Raw genomic sequence first — 17,304 nt, forward strand, 5'->3', positions numbered from 1 at the left:
CTATTTGCTTGCGTTTTAGTGTGTTGTTGTTTATTCTACAACAATACGTTTTACAGTTTTTTTAGCTCCATCGCTAATAGATACTAAATAAATTCCTGCTTCTACTTTGTTTAAGTTAATGTTTTGATTGAAAGCCCCAGTATTAGAAAAAGATTTTTCATATACTTCACGCCCGCTAATATCGCAAACATTTATTTTAATATCATTAGTTGAAGTTGGCGTAAATTTTAAAACAAAATTACCTTTGTTTGGATTTGGATACATAGAGAAGTTTTCAAATTCAAAATCTGATTTTCCTAAAGTAGCGGCAGTTCCAAAATAATAAACCCCACCTAATCCGTTAGAAATTGTAGCAGTCAAAGTAGTGTTTGGGCCAAATGTTCCAGCCGTTGTAGCCAATACCGAAGCGGTTCCTTGTTTGATTACTTTTAATGCTGTTCTAGAATTTCCTGTTGCTGTTTCCCAAGCTGCAATTTCTGCTTCAGAAATATAAAACTTGATACTTCCAGCTCCAGCAGCATTATTTGTGCCTGCTGTAACTGTTACTGTTTTTGCCATTACTTTTTGATTGTTAGCTGTATTTGCAGCATAATTAACAGCTGTTGCTCCTGCTGTTACCTGATCTCTGGTAACTGCTACGGTTGTACAACCGTAATCAAAATTAGTGGTGCTTATTAAGTCGGCAATTGCTTTACTTGTTGTTGCGTCTTTAGCGTACACAGTACCTTCAATGTTTACTGAAGCTTGGTATTGTGTTGCGGTATTTACATTTACTTGGATGTCAGCAGGAGCTGTATTGTACACCTTTATATCATCTAGCATTAATATAAATTGATCAGTACAATCAAAATGTCTAAAACTTAAATATATATTTTGACCTGCAAAAGCAGATAAATCAACAGTATTTATTATAGCTGTTTTTCCTACAGCTATAATTTCTGTAAATACAGGATTTTGCTGAACGATTGTATTAGGGTCATTAGATGTTGTTACATAAACCGCATAATTTTCAGCAAAATCAGTAGCTAAACGTGTAGAAACGGTAAATGATAAAGAAGGCGCTCCAACTGGAACTGCAATAGCATTTGTAAAGGTCATTAAATTGTCTGGAGTTAGTGCTGCGTTTTGATAGGATACAGAACCTGCAAATTTTCCTACTATTCCAGCGGCAACAGATCCAGCAGAAGTGCTATATACTCCCCAATTTTTAGTATCTCCGTCTCTGTCAGTTAGTGTTCTTGGTGCAATGGTGGCTCCGTCAAAGTTTTCACTAAAAACAGTTGTTTGCTGTGTTGCAACATGGGCAACATCATTGTCTAAAATAGTACACGTTAATAAAGATGGATTGTCTTCTTCGCCATAACCAGGGATGATCACTGCATCGCCACCGCTTGCATTTACAGTCATACCTATTACTATTTTTTTAGTAGCTTCGGTTACACCGTCATTATAATATCTAACTGTTAGATTTTGCGGTGTAGTTGCGCCAGTTGCAAGTGTAACAGTTGGGGTCATAATGTCAAAATCTTTACCTACAACAGCAGTTGTAGCTGGATTTACATTAAAAGTAACTACTGCATTTGCCGAAGGTGCTTTAATGATAGCGACTGGGTATGAAATATCTGTATAAGAGCAATTTGTAGCCTCAACAGGGGAGTAAGTGTTTCTTATTTTTTTATAGTAAATACCCGCAGAAGGAGCTATTGCAGTTGTTGAAGCGTTTAGCGTTCCTCTTCTGTCGGCTACTGCCATAACAGTTTGCATACGTGTTTTCTGATCGTTGGTAAAAGTATCCATACAAGCATCGTTAGTATAGTCCATATAATTCTGAACTTGGTCATTTCCTGGAGTTGTAGGGCAAGTATTAGCTGTTAAAGTACATGCGTAATTTGGTGCGTTTGCTGCTGGAGTATCTGCGCAGAAATCTTTATCTGCACTTGTATTTGCGGCAGGACAAGTATTGTTGTCACCCCAAATATGGCGTAAACCTAGCCAGTGTCCTACTTCATGTGTCATGGTTCTTCCTAAGTTATAGGTAGGATTAAGTGCGAAAGACCCGTCGTTTGCTGCATTTGTACCCATTGCATCAAAAGCAGCTATTACACCATCGGTAGCAGCTAGTCCTCCGTTGGTATTAAGTCCTGTAAGTCCTGAGGTGCTAGGAAATTGTGCATAGCCAAGAAGTCCTGATAGCCCTGGATTTTGTGTGGCCGACAAACTGTTTCCGCCAGGTCTTATGGTCCACATGTTCAAGTATTTTGTAGGATCCCACTGCGTGTTGGATTTCATGTTTTCAACATCTGCTTTTAATTCCCAATCGTTGCCATTTGCTCCGTCAGGATAATCATTTGTAGGTGGGATAATTGTGTGTCTAACTATTCCTGTGCTAGGATTTCCTGCAGGGTCTTTTTGTGCTAATACAAAGTTGATCTCTACATCTACAGCCAAATTGGTAGTGTTTGCACCACCTGGTGTTGATGCCATTCTTCTATAATCTTGATTCATTACTGTGATTTGAGAAATTGCCTGAGCATCGGTAATGTTTTCTCCAGATCCAACGGCGTCTCCATCATGAATAATATGTATTACAACAGGAATGTTATATACGGTTTGTATGTTTTTTCCTGCGCGTCTATCTGCTTTTATTTTTTCTATTTGAGGTGCTAACCAAGATTCAAACTCTTGGGTTGTTTGACGGTTTGGATATTTGGCTTTCAAATCGGCCTCGTGTTCGGTAGTGTAGCATCTAACATATCCATTTGAAGGCTCTTGTGAAGCATTTTCTTGTGCTGTTACGACTGTGTTAGAAGCAAAACCTAACGCTAAGATAAACAACAATTTACTTGTATTTTTCTTCATCATAATTGAATTTAGGGTTAAAATTGGATGCTAAAGTATTCATTAATTATAAATTGCACAATTTTTTTAACGAGAAAAATATACTATTCGTTTTTTTGAAGCGTTTTAATTTAAACAATAATAAATTTAGACGGTAATTTTTTTATATTTCTCATTGTTTTGATGGGCAAACGAAGGTTTTGTTATACTTTGGTAGTCTTCTTTGAAATTCAAAACTTAAGCTTATATTTGTTCTTTAAAATTAATTTCCTTTGAAAGTATTCTATTCTATTTCAGATTTTAAATGCGAAAAAAAAACCGTTGCTACTCTTGGTACTTTTGATGGGGTTCATTTAGGGCATCAGAAAATTATAAGCAGACTTTTAAATAACACCCAAAATAAGCATCTAGAAAGTGTAGTGCTCACTTTTTCGCAGCATCCTCGTAGCGTTTTGCAAGTAGAAAGCAATATTAAATTGCTGAATACTAATGCCGAAAAAATAGCCCTGTTAGAAAAAAAAGGAATTGATAATTTAATCATACATCCTTTCGATGCTAGTTTCTCTGAACTAACTGGCGAAGATTTTGTAAAAAATATCTTAGTAGATCAGCTAAATATTAAAAAAATAATTATTGGTTACGATCATCGTTTCGGAAAAAATAGAGCGTCCGATATACATGATTTAATTTATTTTGGAAAAAAATACCATTTCGATGTAGAGCAAATTTCTGCTAAAGAAATAGATGAGATTTCTATTAGCTCGACTAAAATTAGAAAAGCAATTCAGGACGCAAATATAAAATTAGCCAACCAATATTTAGGGTATAATTATCTCTTTGCAGGAAATGTGATACGAGGACAACAGCTTGGACGCACAATTGGTTTTCCTACTGCCAATATTAGTATAGAAAATACTCAAAAAATTATACCTAAAAATGGCGTTTATATTGTTGAAGGATCATGGCAAGGAAAAAACCATCAAGGCATGATGAATATTGGTACAAAACCCACTGTGGATGGAAAAAACACAACTATAGAAGTTCATTTTTTTAATCTAAATGAAGATTTGTACAATTTAGAAATTACAATTTCTGTTTGTGAATTTATAAGAGCAGAAGTTAAATTTAATTCGATTGAAGAACTAAAAAGGCAACTGCAACAAGATAAAATTATATCGTTAGACTATTTTTTTAACCGTCGTTAGATTGTCAGGTATTCGTAATTATGATAGTATTTAATGCTATTATGGGTGACTTGGTTGCTAGTTGCTAACAGATATAAAATTTTATGGTAACCAAGCAAAAACCATTCGTGAAAACATTTTTAAGTATAAATGAATTAGGAACGTAAAACTTTAAACCGAAATCCTTATTTTTGACCCCTATTTATAAGATACTATTATGAGTGTAATGAGAAATAATTGGACAAAAGAAGAAATAATTGCCATATACAATAAACCATTGATGGACTTGCTTTACGAAGCAGCTTCTATCCACAGAGAATATCATGACCCAAATGTTGTTCAGGTTTCTACGCTACTTTCTATAAAAACAGGTGGTTGTCCAGAGGATTGCGGCTATTGTCCGCAAGCTGCAAGGTATCATACAGATATTGAAGGGAATGATTTAATGAGTGTGCAGCAAGTAAAAGCGCAAGCACTACGTGCAAAATCTTCAGGATCCTCTAGAGTTTGTATGGGAGCTGCTTGGCGTAATGTAAAAGACGGGCCAGAATTTGATCAGGTTTTAGAAATGGTAAGAACTATTAACAAGCTTGATATGGAAGTTTGTTGTACATTAGGTATGATTACCGAAAACCAAGCCCACAGACTAGCAGAAGCAGGATTATATGCTTACAATCATAATTTAGACACTTCTGAAGAATATTATAAAGAAGTAATTTCGACAAGAGGTTTTGAAGACAGAATTGAAACTATTGCCAATGTTAGAAAAACAAATGTTACTGTTTGTAGCGGCGGAATTATAGGTATGGGAGAAAGTATAGGCGATAGAGCAGGAATGCTAGTAGCTTTGTCTACACTAAGTCCGCAACCAGAATCTGTGCCAATAAATGCCTTAGTTGCAGTAGAAGGTACCCCGATGGAAGAAGAGAAACCAGTAGAAATTTGGGAAATGATTCGTATGGTAGCTACAACCCGTATTATTATGCCCGAAACACAAGTACGTCTTTCGGCAGGAAGGATGAATATGACTAGAGAAGGTCAGGCAATGTGCTTTTTTGCGGGAGCAAATTCTATTTTTGCAGGCGATAAATTGCTTACAACACCAAATCCAGATGTAAATGAGGATATGAAAATGTTTGAAATGTTGGGGTTAAATCCTCAAAAACCATTTACTAAAGTATCGCAACCTACCACAGTTGAAGCAAAAGATTCTCGATATGAATCATTAGGGGAAAAACCAAAGTGGTCAAGGCCAAGTCATACTATAGAGAAAAATCTAGAATTGTCTGGAAAAGGAAAAAACTAACAAAGAATTATTTATATAAAAAAAAGGGTACACGTTTTGTGTACCTTTTTTATTTAGATTGTAGTTTAAATTTTCTAAGTGTATAAAAACCGTATGCTATGGCTACAAATGCTAGCCATAAAATGCCATTGTTAATAGGAAATCCGGGTGGTGGTGGTGCTGGTGGTGGTGGTCCAGATGGAGGGGCAGCATGCGTAAAAACAGCTGATAGGGTAGCTAGTAAGGTTAAGGTTAGTTTTTTTGGGATGGGCTTCATAATTGTAAAATATATAAAAAACTTTCTAATAGCTTGTTTGTCTTAGAAATTATAAAATTTTAATTTAAAATTATTTCTGTACAATAGTAGTTGAAAAAATTGACTCAACCAACTAATTTACAATAAAATAACAACAAAAAAAACCTTTCAACGAATTGAAAGGTTTTATGAAATTGAAGTGGTCCCACTTGGAATCGAACCAAGCACCTACTGATTATGAGTCAGTTGCTCTAACCGAATGAGCTATAGGACCTGTTTTTGTTTTGTCTTGTGCTTATGAATAACACATAAGACTTATTTGAGATTGCAATATTACTACATTTTTTGAGATTCTCAAAATTATTTTTCAATTTCTTGACATAATTCTATTAAAACGCCATTTGTAGATTTGGGATGCAAGAAAACAACTAGTTTATTGTCGGCTCCTTTTTTAGGGGTTTCGTTTAGAATAATAAAGCCTTCTGACTGTAAACGAGCTGTTTCTGAAAGGATATCTTGGACATCGAAAGCGATGTGGTGTATTCCTTCGCCTTTTTTTTCTAGGAATTTTGCAATGGGACTTTCTGGATTTGTGGCTTGTAATAATTCTATTTTATTGGGGCCGTTCATAAAAAAGGAGGTTTTTACGCCTTCGCTTGCTACTTCTTCTTGTTTGTATGATGGTGTGCCAAATAGTTTTTCGAAAATTAGATTGGAAATTTCTAAATTTTTTACTGCGATTCCTATGTGTTCTATTTTTCTCATGGTTTTTTTACCAAAGTTCGCAAAAATAGAGTTCATTTCCTAAAATAGCCCCGATAGTAGTGAAAATCCTCGCCATTTTTCTTGGCGAGATTGCAACGGATAGCGGGAACGTAATTTGCTGAAAATGCCCAAGTGTTTCGCTTCTAATTTTGAAAATGTATTTGTAATAAGTGTTCTTTTTTTTCGCTAAAATATCGTATTTTTGCGGTATGGAAACAAATAGACAGAAAAAAATAGGCGGTGTTATTCAGAAGGATTTGGTAGATATTTTGCAGGGTGAGATTCGTAAGAACGGGATTTCGAATCTTGTTATTTCGGTTTCTAAGGTGAGTGTAACTACAGATTTAGGCGTGGCAAGGGTTTATTTGAGTGTTTTTCCGCAAGAAAAAGCACCTGAAATTTTAGAATCTATAAAGTCTAATATGTACTTGATTAAGCATGATTTGTCGCAACGTGTGCGTTTGCAGTTGCGTAAGGTTCCTAATTTGGCTTTTTATATTGATGATAGTTTAGATTATATCGAAAAAATTGACAATGCGCTTGCGGGGAAAGAAAATCCTATTGAAAATCGTGATTTGTTAGAGAAAAGAAAGAAGATATAATTTGAATTTTCCTTTTTACATAGCCAAGCGTTACGTTTTTAGCCGAAGTAGTAATAATGCAATTAATATTATTTCTAAGATTGCTTTGGGCGGTATTGTAATTGGTGCTATGGTTCTTTTTGTTTTTATGTCTATCTTTAGCGGGCTAAAAGAGTTTAGCTTGTCGTTTAGTAATAATTTTGATCCAGATTTGAAAATAATACCAAAGTATGGTAAGTCGTTTCTTATTTCGGAAGATCAGAAACGAAGGATTGGTGCTAATACGGATATTGCTTTTTGTAGTAAAACTATCGAGGAAAAAGTGTTGTTTTTGTATAAAAATAAAGAGCAGGTTGCTTACCTAAAAGGTGTTGATAGCCAGTATAATCTTGTAAATAATGTAAGTAAGGTAATGTATGAAGGGCAATGGCTTGTGCCAAAAACGCCTCAGGTGGTTGTAGGTAATATGATTGCTCAGAAGTTGTCTTTGGGTTTGTTCGATTTAGACAATGCGTTCGAAATATTTGTGCCAAAGCCTGGAAAAGGCGCCATTTCTAATCCCGAAAATGCTTTTAATAAGTCGAATTTAGTTCCTATTGGGATTTATGCCGTAAATGACGAACTGGATTCTAAATATGTTTTTGCCGATTTAGAGCTTGCTCAAGAATTACTAGAATTTAAACCCAATCAGATTTCTGGACTCGAGATAAAATTATCTTCAAAAGCAAAAAGCGAAACTGTTGTTGATGATTTGAATGTGGTTTTTAGCAATCAGGTGATTATTAAAAATAGGGCGCAACAGAATGATAGTTTGTATAAAATGCTAAATACAGAAAATACGGTTCTTTATCTTATTTGTACTTTAGTTATTGTTCTTATCTTGTTTACCCTTGCAGGTGCTATTATCATGATGGTTCTGGATAAAAAAGACAATCTGAGAACTTTATATAATATAGGAACTCCAATTGCTGATTTGCGAAAAATATTTTTGCTGCAAGGTACTTTGCTAACTGTTTTTGGTGGGTTTTTGGGTTTGTTTTTAGGGATAATAATAGTGCTAATACAGCAGTTTTATAAGGTAGTTATGATTTCTGAATCGTTAGCTTACCCCGTAATTTTTAATTTGCAAAATGTTGCCATTGTTCTGGTAACTATTATAGTATTGGGTTTTATAGCTTCTTTTATTGCTAGTAGTCGTGTGAGCAAAAAATTGTTGGAATAATTTTTCTCTTTGCTAGTTCTTCTTTTGCTCGGGTGGGTGCTAAATAAAAATGAGAAGGGTATAAAAAAACCTTTCAGTACTGAAAGGTTTTGTATTTGAAATATTATTTTTAAATGATTAGCATGGCATCACCATAGGAATAAAATTTATATTTTTCTTTGATGGCTTCTGCATAAGCTTCTTTCATTAAATCATGACCACAAAATGCTGATATCATCATCATTAGTGTAGATTTTGGTGTGTGAAAGTTTGTTATCATGCAGGTTGCTAGGCTAAAATCGTGTGGAGGGAAAATGAATTTATTTGTCCAACCATCATACGGGTTTAGTGTTCTTGCTGATGAAACTGAGCTTTCTATGGCACGCATCGAGGTTGTTCCTACGGCACAAATTCTGCTTTTTCTTTCTTTGGCAGCATTTACAATATCGCAAGCTTCTTGTGTTATTTTTAGTTCTTCAGAATCCATTTTGTGTTTAGATAAATCTTCTACTTCTACTGGATTAAAAGTGCCCAAACCTACGTGAAGTGTTACTTCTGCAAATTGAATTCCTTTTATTTCTAAACGCTTCATTAAGTGCTTAGAGAAGTGCAAGCCGGCAGTTGGTGCTGCTACTGCACCTTCTTCTTTTGCATATATGGTTTGGTAACGCTCTGCATCTTCGGGTGTTACTTCGCGAGATATATATTTTGGGATTGGTGTTTCTCCTAGTTCTGTTAGTTTGTTGCGAAATTCTTCGTAAGAACCATCATAAAGAAAACGTAAGGTTCTTCCTCGTGATGTTGTGTTGTCTATTACTTCTGCAACTAACGAATCGTCATCGCCAAAATATAGTTTATTTCCAATACGAATTTTACGAGCTGGATCTACCAAAACGTCCCAAAGGCGCTGTTCGGCATTAAGTTCTCTGAGTAAGAAAACTTCTATTCTGGCACCTGTTTTTTCTTTGTTTCCGTATAAACGTGCTGGAAAAACTTTAGTATTGTTTAAAACTAAAACATCTCCTTCGTCGAAATAGTCTAAAACATCTTTGAACATTTTGTGTTCTATGGTTCCTTTTGCTCTATTTACAACCATTAGTCGTGATTCGTCACGGTTTTCGGCAGGATATTCAGCTAATAATTCGTCTGGTAAATTGAATTGGAAATGAGATAACTTCATAGTAAAATTTTAGATTTCAGACTTTAGATTTTAGATTTTTGAGTTCTAAAATTAAATCGTTTGCAAATATACGATTGTGAGATAGGCGTTGTCAAGTGTTTTTGGGTTTATTTTTATGAAACACAGATAATAGAGAGCTTATAACTCAGATTTATACAAATTTATACGTTTTTTTATATCTCATTAATTCGAAAACCTATACTTTGTAAATCGTTCCAAAAATTTGGATACGATTTTGAGACAACACCAGCATCTTCAATAATGATTGAAGTTCTTAATGCTAATGGTGCAAATGCCATTGCCATACGATGGTCTTGGTAGGTTTTAATTTTTATATCAGAATGTATATTTGACGAACCCTCTAATGTTAAACTATTATTGGTCACAGAAATTGTTGCGCCCAATTTGGTTAATTCGACTTTTAGCGCTTCTAATCTATCGGTTTCTTTTATTTTTAAAGTATGCAAACCTGTAAGATGACAGCCCACTCTTAGCCCGAAGCAAGTAACAGCAATGGTTTGAGCAATATCTGGAGCATTATTTAATTGATAATTGATAGTTGATAATTGACAATTATTTATTTTTGTAATTGATATTGTTTTATTGAGATTAAAAACCGTTTCGACTCCAAAATCCTTATAAATTTCTGCCAATACGCAATCGCCTTGCAAACTATTTTGTTTGTAGCTTGATAAGGTAATTCGTGTTCCTATTTCTGACAATGCAATTATCGAATAAAAGTAAGAGGCCGAGGACCAATCTGACTCAATTGTAAATTGTGAATTATGAATTATGAATTGTGGTAATACCGAAATCTTATTGTCAATAAATGAAGTTTCAATTCCTAAATCATTCAGCAAAGCCAAAGTCATTTTAATATATGGTGTAGAGGCAATTTCCCCCACTAAGGTTAATTCTAATCCGTTTTCGAGTTTTGGAGCGATTAGCAATAATGCCGAAATATATTGACTGCTTACATTTGCTAGAAGCGAAATTTTATGTTGAACAATTTTTTTTCCTGCAATTTTTATGGGCGCAAAACCTTCATTTTCTACATATTCAATTTCCGCTCCTAGTTGTTGCAAAGCTTCGACCAAAATCTTTATTGGTCGTTCTTTCATTCGAGAGGAACCAGTAAGAATTACTTCTTTGCCTTCTTTTTGAGCAAAATAAGCTGTAAGAAACCGCATGGCAGTTCCTGCATGATGAATATCTATTTCTTGAGTTTTAGAGGCAAGTGCTTTAATCATTACTTGCGAATCATCTGAACTAGATATGTTGTCTAAAGTTATATTTGGATATAAGGCTTGTAATAATAATAATCTATTGGTTTCAGATTTTGAACCAGAGATTTTGATTGTTGATTGTTGATTAATTATTATTGAATGAAGATGTAAATTCATTTTTATTGTTTTTTGTTATTTCGAGAAATAACAAGTTTAAGACTTTACTTTAGTTTTTCATTATTATGATGGCGGTCGTGATCCCGATTTGTTTTTAGATCTAATTTCTTGTCGAAAGCAGCTTGCAGATCTATTCCTGTTTGGTTGGCTAAACACAAAACTACAAAAACCACATCGGCAAGTTCTTCGCCTAAATCTTTGTTTTTGTCGGATTCTTTTTCAGATTGTTCGCCATAACGGCGGGCAATAATACGGGCTACTTCGCCTACTTCTTCGGTAAGTTGTGCCATATTTGTGAGTTCGTTAAAATACCGAACACCGTGGTTTTTTATCCAATTATCTACTTCGAGTTGGGCGTTTTTTAGGTTCATTTGTTTATTTATTTTTTTATTTTTTTATGTGAATTTCTTTATGTGATTCCTCCTGCGTCGGAATGACAAACGGTGTGTGTTGTTCTGTTTTTTTTGTCATTCCGACGCAGGAGGAATCACATCATCATCTTTTATTTTATTAGTATTGTGTGATTCCTCCTGCTTCGGAACGGCAAACTGTGTGTTGTTTCATTTTTTGTCATTCAGACACAGGCGGAATCGCATTATTCTTTACGAATCTATCATTTAAAAACTCAAAATTGTTATTAAAAGATTTAATCAAATCTAACTTTTTTTCTCTTCGCCAACCCTTAAGTTCTTTTTCTCTCGCGATTGCAAGTTGTATCCAAGTAAATTTTTCGTAATAAACTAAAAACTCAATATTATATTTAGACGCAAAAGTTTTAATTCCTTTTTCAATATTTTCTTTGTGTTGCTGTAATCTGATGCTTAAATTATTGGTAACTCCAATATAATAAGTTGACCTATATTTATTTGTAATGATATAAACATAATATATATGACTTCCTTCGTTATATTCAATCATTGTATTGTTCATTTTATATCTATTTATTGTCAATACTTGTTGTGTTTCCTCCTGCGTTGGAAAGACAAAGTTTGTGTTTTGTTCTGTTTTTTTTGTCATTCCGACGCAGGAGGAATCGCATAGTTTATTTTTACTTTGTGTGACGCACTTTATGTGTTTCCTCCTGCGTTCGAAAGACAAATTTTGCGTTTTGTTTTGGGTTTACTTGATGTGATTCCTCCTTCGTCGGAATGACAAAATACCTCGGAAAGACAAATTTTGCGTTTTGTTTCGTTTTTTTTGTCATTCCGACGCAGGAGGAATCGCATAGTTTATTTTTACTTTGTGTGACGCACTTTATGTGATTCCTCCTTCGTCGGAATGACAAAAACACCTCGGAAAGACAAATTTTGCGTTTTGTTTTGGGTTTACTTGATGTGATTCCTCCTTCGTCGGAATGACAAAAATACCTCGGAATGACAAATTTTGCGTTTTGTTTCGTTTTTTTTGTCATTCCGACGCAGGAGGAATCGCATTATCCTTTACGAATCTATTATTTAAAAACTAAAAATTATCATTTTCAATATTTAGAGTGTTATAAATTGGATTATGTTCTTTCATAACCTCAAAAATATTCTTATACCCTGTATTTACTCCTAAAGAATAATTAAAACCATTACCTAATAATAGATGATTTTCTGTATTTTCAATTTCAGATAACATTTCCGAATACTTTACTAAACTCATATTTGTTTTTTTAAATTTTCTATTACTAAATTGTCGTTAAACAGTTACTAAAATTCGATTACCACAACCAATTGCTTAAAAGTTGTCTTATCAATTCGGTTTTTATCTTTATTAATTATATCAATAATTTAAACACTACAAAAGCAATTAACAATAGTAATGCAACATCATAAATTGAAAATTCAAATTCAAATGTGTAATCCACTTCTTTTTCGTAAAATTTTTTAAAAAACTTAATAATTCCTTTAATCATAATCTTATATTTTAAATTATTTAATTCATACTAAAAAAACCTGTATTCACTCCAACATAAATATTGTTTTTAATTTTTTCTTTTTCCTCGTTAGAAAGGCTAGATAGTAGAGAAATGAATTTATTTTTTATTTTCTTTATTTCTTTTGTAACTGAATTTTCAAATAGTTTGTTTTCTGAATGAATATTTGGATTGTAATGGTATATTATCATTTGACTATTATCTTCAAGAATTTTTTTAGCAATTAATTCCCACCAAAATTTATCCGTTTCTCCTAATGAACTTCCAAAAACACATATAATGCCAGCTTTATTAATTAACTTAATACACTCATCATCAACCAAATGACTACAAGACTTATTATATTCTGATTTTACAAAAGATTCAATAAAATCTTCATCATTTATAAAATTAGAATTAGTTACTTGCGATATGTCATTTACACCAATAATCATTCTTTCGTCTAATGTGCCATGAATATGTTTTACATTTTTTACTATTGAATAACTATTTATTGCTTGATTAACGCTCATTTTTTTTTCAACAGATTCTTCAATTAATTTATCAAGTGTTGAAGTATAATTTAACGAAATAAAATCAATTTCAGCTAATTCATGTTTAATAGGAGTCAATAAATTTTTAAAAAATTCTTTTTCCCCATTTCTTAATTTTATAAAAGGTGAGCAAATATCAGTAATAAGTTCATGTTTGTTTGCTTTAGAAAAATCAAATAATTCTTCTTGTCCTTTTAAATATTTAGATAAGTTTGATATAATGTCTTGTCTTATTTCTTCAAACTCAATTGAAGTATTAATCTTTTCTGTATGTTTCCCTAATGCTATTTCTAAATCAGACCAGCTTTCTATATTTCCTTTTATTTCTTTTTTCAATTTTTCAATATTATCATTCGGAGATTTTTCCAAACAATAATGATTTTCATAGAAATTTTTATAACTCGTTTTCATTCCTAGATTTAAATCAAATCCGTTCCCTATTAAATAAACTATATTCATATTCTTACTCTTTTAACTATTCTCAACAATTTCAATTTCCTCTTCACTCAATCCATACAACTCATACACCATGGCATCAATTTGTTTGTCTGTGGCTGTTATTTGGTTTTTTGTGGCAATGGCTTGTTTTTGGTAGGTTTCAAAATACTCTTGTACTTCATCTTTTTGTATTGCCGATAGTACAATTTTTGCTTTTGCCAATTCTTTAAAAAAATCTTGTACCGTTAGCTCGTACCAAATTTCTAGCTTTTTAGTGGGTTTTGTTAAACCACAATCTCTTTGCAACATATTGACAACTTTGGCTTGTTGCTGTTGTAAGGTTTTATTTAGGGTAAGCATAAGGTCTGCTTTTTCTATGAAGGGTTGTTGTTTTTCAGTATTCACAACACTAATTGGTAACTTAAATAATTGAATTGGTTTAACTTCAGGAAAAACTCTATTTTCTTCATTTACTAAATCCTTATATAAGAAATCCATTAAAGAGGAATTTAAAATAGTAAGTAGGTAATTATAACTAATTTTAGAATCAGTTGATAATTGAATAATAATACCACTTTTTAAACAATACCATTGTTCGGTATCATAAGAAGCAATAATTCTATCAGCTGTCTGTCTTATAAGAATTTTAGGGTTATCAAATAATTTTTGTCTTCTCGGTCTTAACATTACATACCAAGGAATTACTCCGTTTTTTGTTTCAACTCTATTATCTAATTTGTCTTTATATTGTGATAAATAATTTAAAATATTAGGAAAATCTTTAATGTCAAGTTTAGACGAAAAATAAATAATTTTTTTATTAGAAAAAGGTGTTAAATTATATCTGTTTATTTCTCCTCCGATAATTAATTTTTTTAAAATATTATCTTCTAAATTATTATCAATTGCTAATTTAGAATCTAAAACAAAAGCTTCTCCTAAACCTGGACTAATTCCTGTCGCTACATCTTCAACAATCTCCTTTAAAATAGACTTATTCTTATAACATTTTTTTATAAGATTACTATTCGTTTTAAAATTGAAACTAAAAGATTGATTTGCTAATAAGCTTTCATTGGTAATTAAAATTGAAGAATTATTAATTTCTAATGGCAACAATTTTCTGTCAACTTTAGTAAAGTCAAAATATGAAATTTCGACATTTATTTTCTCTTTATACAATGTTATAATACAAGTTGGAGTTGCAACGTCTGAAAAAATATTGTCACCTAAATTAAGAATTGTACATACTGAATGTTCTTCTAAAATTAATTTTCTTGTCTTTTCAAATTCGATTTGATTTAAAAAACTTGATGGTATTATAAACGAACATATTCCTTTATCAATATTTATCTCAACAATTTGCTTGATAAAATAATTAAATGATTCAGGTGTTCTAACGTGAATTTCAGAAAATTTCGTTCTCAAATAATCCTTTTCGATGGTGCTAAAACTTGCACCATAAGGCGGATTACCGATAATCACATCAAAACCACCTTTTGCAAATACTTTTTCAAAGCTTTGTTGCCAATTAAAAGCTTTGTCGCCAGCAATTTTAGGGTCGTCAATTAATGAGTTGCCACATTGTATATTACTGCTTAAATCGTTTAGTTTTCGGTTGGGTTGTGCGGTGCGTAACCAAAGTGAAAGTTTTGCAATTTCTACACTTTCTTCGTTTAAATCTACTCCAAAAAGGTTGTTTTCTAAAATGCTATTTTCTACATCGCTCAACACAAAAGTATCGCCAAATAATTTGGCTTTTAGCTCGTCTATATATTGGTGTTGGGCAATAAGAAAATCTAAGGCTTGGTTCAGGAACGCACCACTACCGCAAGCTGGGTCGCAAATGGTGAGTTGCAAGAGCCAACTTCTGTAGGTTTCTACTTTATCAATTAAAGCTTGTAAGGTTTTCTTTTGTCGTTTTTTATCGGTTGTGTAATCTTCATCTACTAATTGTAATTCGGTTTTCTTTTCTTGGCACAACTTACCAATGGTGTTTTCTACAATGTATTTGGTAATGTATTTTGGGGTGTAAAAAACGCCGTCTTTTTTGCGTTTGGTTTTGGTTTTGTCTATACTTTCGCCTTCTAATTGTGCTTTTATTTCGTCTAACTCGTTTAACGAATTTTCGAAAATATGTCCTAAAATATTTACATCGACCTCGCTGGCAAAGTCGTAATTACTTAAATTTTCGGTATGTTTAAATAAAACAGCATCGTCAATTTTAATATGGTCTAAAATAGCATCGGCTTTAAACAATCCGCCATTGTAGGCAAAAATTTGATGTTCTTCCACAACGTTTGAAGTCGTTTGCGAAAAGGCTGGTAATTGTACTTTGGCACCAGAATTTAAATCGTTAAAATATATTTTGTATCTATCATACAAAGACACTTCAATACGCATAGTGCGTAAGTTTTGCCATTCTTTATTAATGCGGAAAATTAAATTGGTGGGTAATAAGTTTCGGTCTTCGGCAAAGAAAATAAATAAAAAACGATCTAATAATTTTTGCGATTTTTTAAAGAGTTCAATGGGTTCATATTGTGGGTTTAAAGCCACTAAATTTTGATATAATTCTCGTTTAAAAAGCGAATAATCTTTATATAATTTTTTGGTAATAACGTCTTCTTGGCTTACCGATTCGTCTTTTATGGTTTTTGCAATGCCTTTAGAAAGGTTATCGTAAGCCAAACATAAATACAATAATTCGAATTCGGTTTTTGTGAGTTGAAACAAATTGAACTCTAAAAACTCGATGGCATTGTCTATATAAAATCGGATTTTTTCAAAGTTAGAAGTAATTACATACACGCAATCGGGTTGGTTGTTTTTGTAACCAAACGCTTGTGTTTCAATCTTTCCTAAATCGGTTGTATTGGTGCCTTTTAATTCTATTACTGCTATTACTTTGTCGTTTATAATAATGGCACCGTCGGCTTTTTTGCTGTCTTTTACGTTTTTATATTCGGTAGTAAGATTAAATTTTGTTTCGGTAGAAGAGGCTGGCTTAGTGTAGCCTAATATTTTAACAAACAAGTCTTCTAAAAATTCGCCTTGGTATTGTTCTTCTTTTAAACCTTTAATGTCTTCCTGAACTTTAAGGTTTAGGAAATGGTTTTTATAAGCTTCCCATTTTTGTACAAGCAAAGTTGCGTTTTGGTTTTTTAAGTATTTAGATACTACTGAATTTTGAAATAATGACATATTAAATTTATATTACTGGCTAAAACTAAAAAACATTGCGTTTTTACTCTTTATTTTTACTGTCTATAATTATAGTTACTGGTCCGTCATTTATTAAAGAAACTTTCATATCTGCTCCAAAAATACCTGTTTGTACTTTTTTACCTAATTCAGTTTCTAATTGCGAAACGAAACTTTGGTATAACGGAATGGCAATTTCTGGTTTCGATGCTTTGATGTAACTGGGTCGGTTTCCTTTTTTGGTCAGCGCCTGAAGTGTAAATTGAGAAACGACAATGATTTCGCCGTTTATATCTTTTGCCGAAAGGTTCATTACTTCATTTTTATCCTCAAAAATGCGAAGATTGATTATTTTTGAGGATAACCAATTAATGTCTTCTTGATTGTCTGAATCTTCAATACCTACAAGAATTAATAAGCCTTTTTGAATTTTAGCTACTATTTTAGAATCGATTGTTACCGATGCTTGAGAAACTCTTTGAATGACTACTTTCAAATTAATTGTGAATTATGTTTTT

General features: G+C 32.6%; 16 protein-coding genes and 1 tRNA gene. 5 read left to right on the forward strand and 12 right to left on the reverse strand.

Translation table 11 applies throughout. From position 1 onward, the window contains the following. Positions 1-30: 30 nt before the first annotated feature. On the reverse strand, positions 31-2,862 hold the full coding sequence (locus B0A57_RS00775; RefSeq protein WP_227117465.1) for a T9SS-dependent choice-of-anchor J family protein: 2,832 nt from the start codon (positions 2,860-2,862) through the stop codon (positions 31-33). 248 nt (positions 2,863-3,110) lie between these two features. Here B0A57_RS00775 and B0A57_RS00780 point away from each other — a divergent pair, with 248 nt between their 5' ends. The 3 genes from B0A57_RS00780 (at position 3,111) to B0A57_RS12190 (ending at position 5,630) form a co-directional block, all read left to right on the forward strand. After that, on the forward strand, positions 3,111-4,043 hold the full coding sequence (locus B0A57_RS00780) for a bifunctional riboflavin kinase/FAD synthetase (protein WP_034097387.1): 933 nt from the start codon (positions 3,111-3,113) through the stop codon (positions 4,041-4,043). A 196-nt stretch (positions 4,044-4,239) separates the two neighbouring features. Then, positions 4,240-5,328: a biotin synthase BioB gene (gene bioB / locus B0A57_RS00785; protein WP_011962410.1), complete on the forward strand. Its 1,089-nt coding sequence runs from the start codon at positions 4,240-4,242 to the stop codon at positions 5,326-5,328. A 98-nt stretch (positions 5,329-5,426) separates the two neighbouring features. Further along, the gene (locus B0A57_RS12190) at positions 5,427-5,630 is read left to right on the forward strand and encodes a hypothetical protein (RefSeq protein ID WP_074460273.1); all 204 of its coding nucleotides are present in this window, start codon (positions 5,427-5,429) and stop codon (positions 5,628-5,630) included. Positions 5,631-5,763: 133 nt separating this feature from the next. Here B0A57_RS12190 and B0A57_RS00795 read toward each other — a convergent pair. Both B0A57_RS00795 and mce read right to left on the reverse strand, forming a co-directional pair. Next, positions 5,764-5,837 (reverse strand) — tRNA-Ile (locus B0A57_RS00795). 86 nt (positions 5,838-5,923) lie between these two features. Beyond that, positions 5,924-6,328 (reverse strand): methylmalonyl-CoA epimerase, encoded by a 405-nt coding sequence (gene mce, locus B0A57_RS00800; RefSeq protein ID WP_011962412.1) that lies wholly within the window; start codon positions 6,326-6,328, stop codon positions 5,924-5,926. 209 nt (positions 6,329-6,537) lie between these two features. Between mce and rbfA the strand changes: the two genes are divergently transcribed. Continuing rightward, positions 6,538-6,930, forward strand: coding sequence for a 30S ribosome-binding factor RbfA (gene rbfA, locus B0A57_RS00805; RefSeq protein ID WP_011962413.1), 393 nt, complete (start codon positions 6,538-6,540; stop codon positions 6,928-6,930). Between the two features lies 1 nt (position 6,931). Then, complete coding sequence (locus B0A57_RS00810; protein WP_034097391.1) at positions 6,932-8,131, forward strand: ABC transporter permease; 1,200 nt, start codon at positions 6,932-6,934, stop codon at positions 8,129-8,131. Between the two features lie 109 nt (positions 8,132-8,240). Here the strand turns inward: B0A57_RS00810 and queA are convergent, their stop codons facing one another. The 9 genes from queA to dtd form a co-directional block, all read right to left on the reverse strand. Next, entirely contained in the window at positions 8,241-9,290 is a 1,050-nt protein-coding gene (queA, locus tag B0A57_RS00815; RefSeq protein WP_011962415.1) for a tRNA preQ1(34) S-adenosylmethionine ribosyltransferase-isomerase QueA, read from the reverse strand. Positions 9,291-9,463: 173 nt separating this feature from the next. Continuing rightward, on the reverse strand, positions 9,464-10,693 hold the full coding sequence (locus B0A57_RS00820; protein WP_011962416.1) for a 3-phosphoshikimate 1-carboxyvinyltransferase: 1,230 nt from the start codon (positions 10,691-10,693) through the stop codon (positions 9,464-9,466). 44 nt (positions 10,694-10,737) lie between these two features. Continuing rightward, positions 10,738-11,064 carry a nucleotide pyrophosphohydrolase gene (locus B0A57_RS00825; protein ID WP_011962417.1) on the reverse strand — a complete coding sequence of 109 codons (327 nt, stop codon included), beginning with the start codon at positions 11,062-11,064 and terminating at the stop codon, positions 10,738-10,740. A gap of 199 nt (positions 11,065-11,263) precedes the next feature. Then, positions 11,264-11,623: a GIY-YIG nuclease family protein gene (locus tag B0A57_RS00830; protein ID WP_074460280.1), complete on the reverse strand. Its 360-nt coding sequence runs from the start codon at positions 11,621-11,623 to the stop codon at positions 11,264-11,266. Between the two features lie 137 nt (positions 11,624-11,760). Continuing rightward, positions 11,761-11,919 (reverse strand): hypothetical protein, encoded by a 159-nt coding sequence (locus B0A57_RS12195; RefSeq protein ID WP_165602392.1) that lies wholly within the window; start codon positions 11,917-11,919, stop codon positions 11,761-11,763. A 235-nt stretch (positions 11,920-12,154) separates the two neighbouring features. Then, the gene (locus tag B0A57_RS00840) at positions 12,155-12,337 is read right to left on the reverse strand and encodes a hypothetical protein (RefSeq protein ID WP_034097394.1); all 183 of its coding nucleotides are present in this window, start codon (positions 12,335-12,337) and stop codon (positions 12,155-12,157) included. Positions 12,338-12,610: 273 nt separating this feature from the next. Further along, entirely contained in the window at positions 12,611-13,603 is a 993-nt protein-coding gene (locus B0A57_RS00845; protein ID WP_038465916.1) for an AbiH family protein, read from the reverse strand. Positions 13,604-13,615: 12 nt separating this feature from the next. Then, positions 13,616-16,786 carry an Eco57I restriction-modification methylase domain-containing protein gene (locus B0A57_RS00850; RefSeq protein WP_038465919.1) on the reverse strand — a complete coding sequence of 1,057 codons (3,171 nt, stop codon included), beginning with the start codon at positions 16,784-16,786 and terminating at the stop codon, positions 13,616-13,618. Between the two features lie 43 nt (positions 16,787-16,829). Beyond that, positions 16,830-17,282 (reverse strand): D-aminoacyl-tRNA deacylase, encoded by a 453-nt coding sequence (gene dtd, locus B0A57_RS00855; RefSeq protein ID WP_034097408.1) that lies wholly within the window; start codon positions 17,280-17,282, stop codon positions 16,830-16,832. Between the last annotated feature and the right edge of the window lie 22 nt (positions 17,283-17,304).

Origin of the sequence: Flavobacterium psychrophilum DSM 3660 = ATCC 49418 (assembly GCF_002217405.1) — a bacterium.
GTDB lineage: Bacteria > Bacteroidota > Bacteroidia > Flavobacteriales > Flavobacteriaceae > Flavobacterium > Flavobacterium psychrophilum.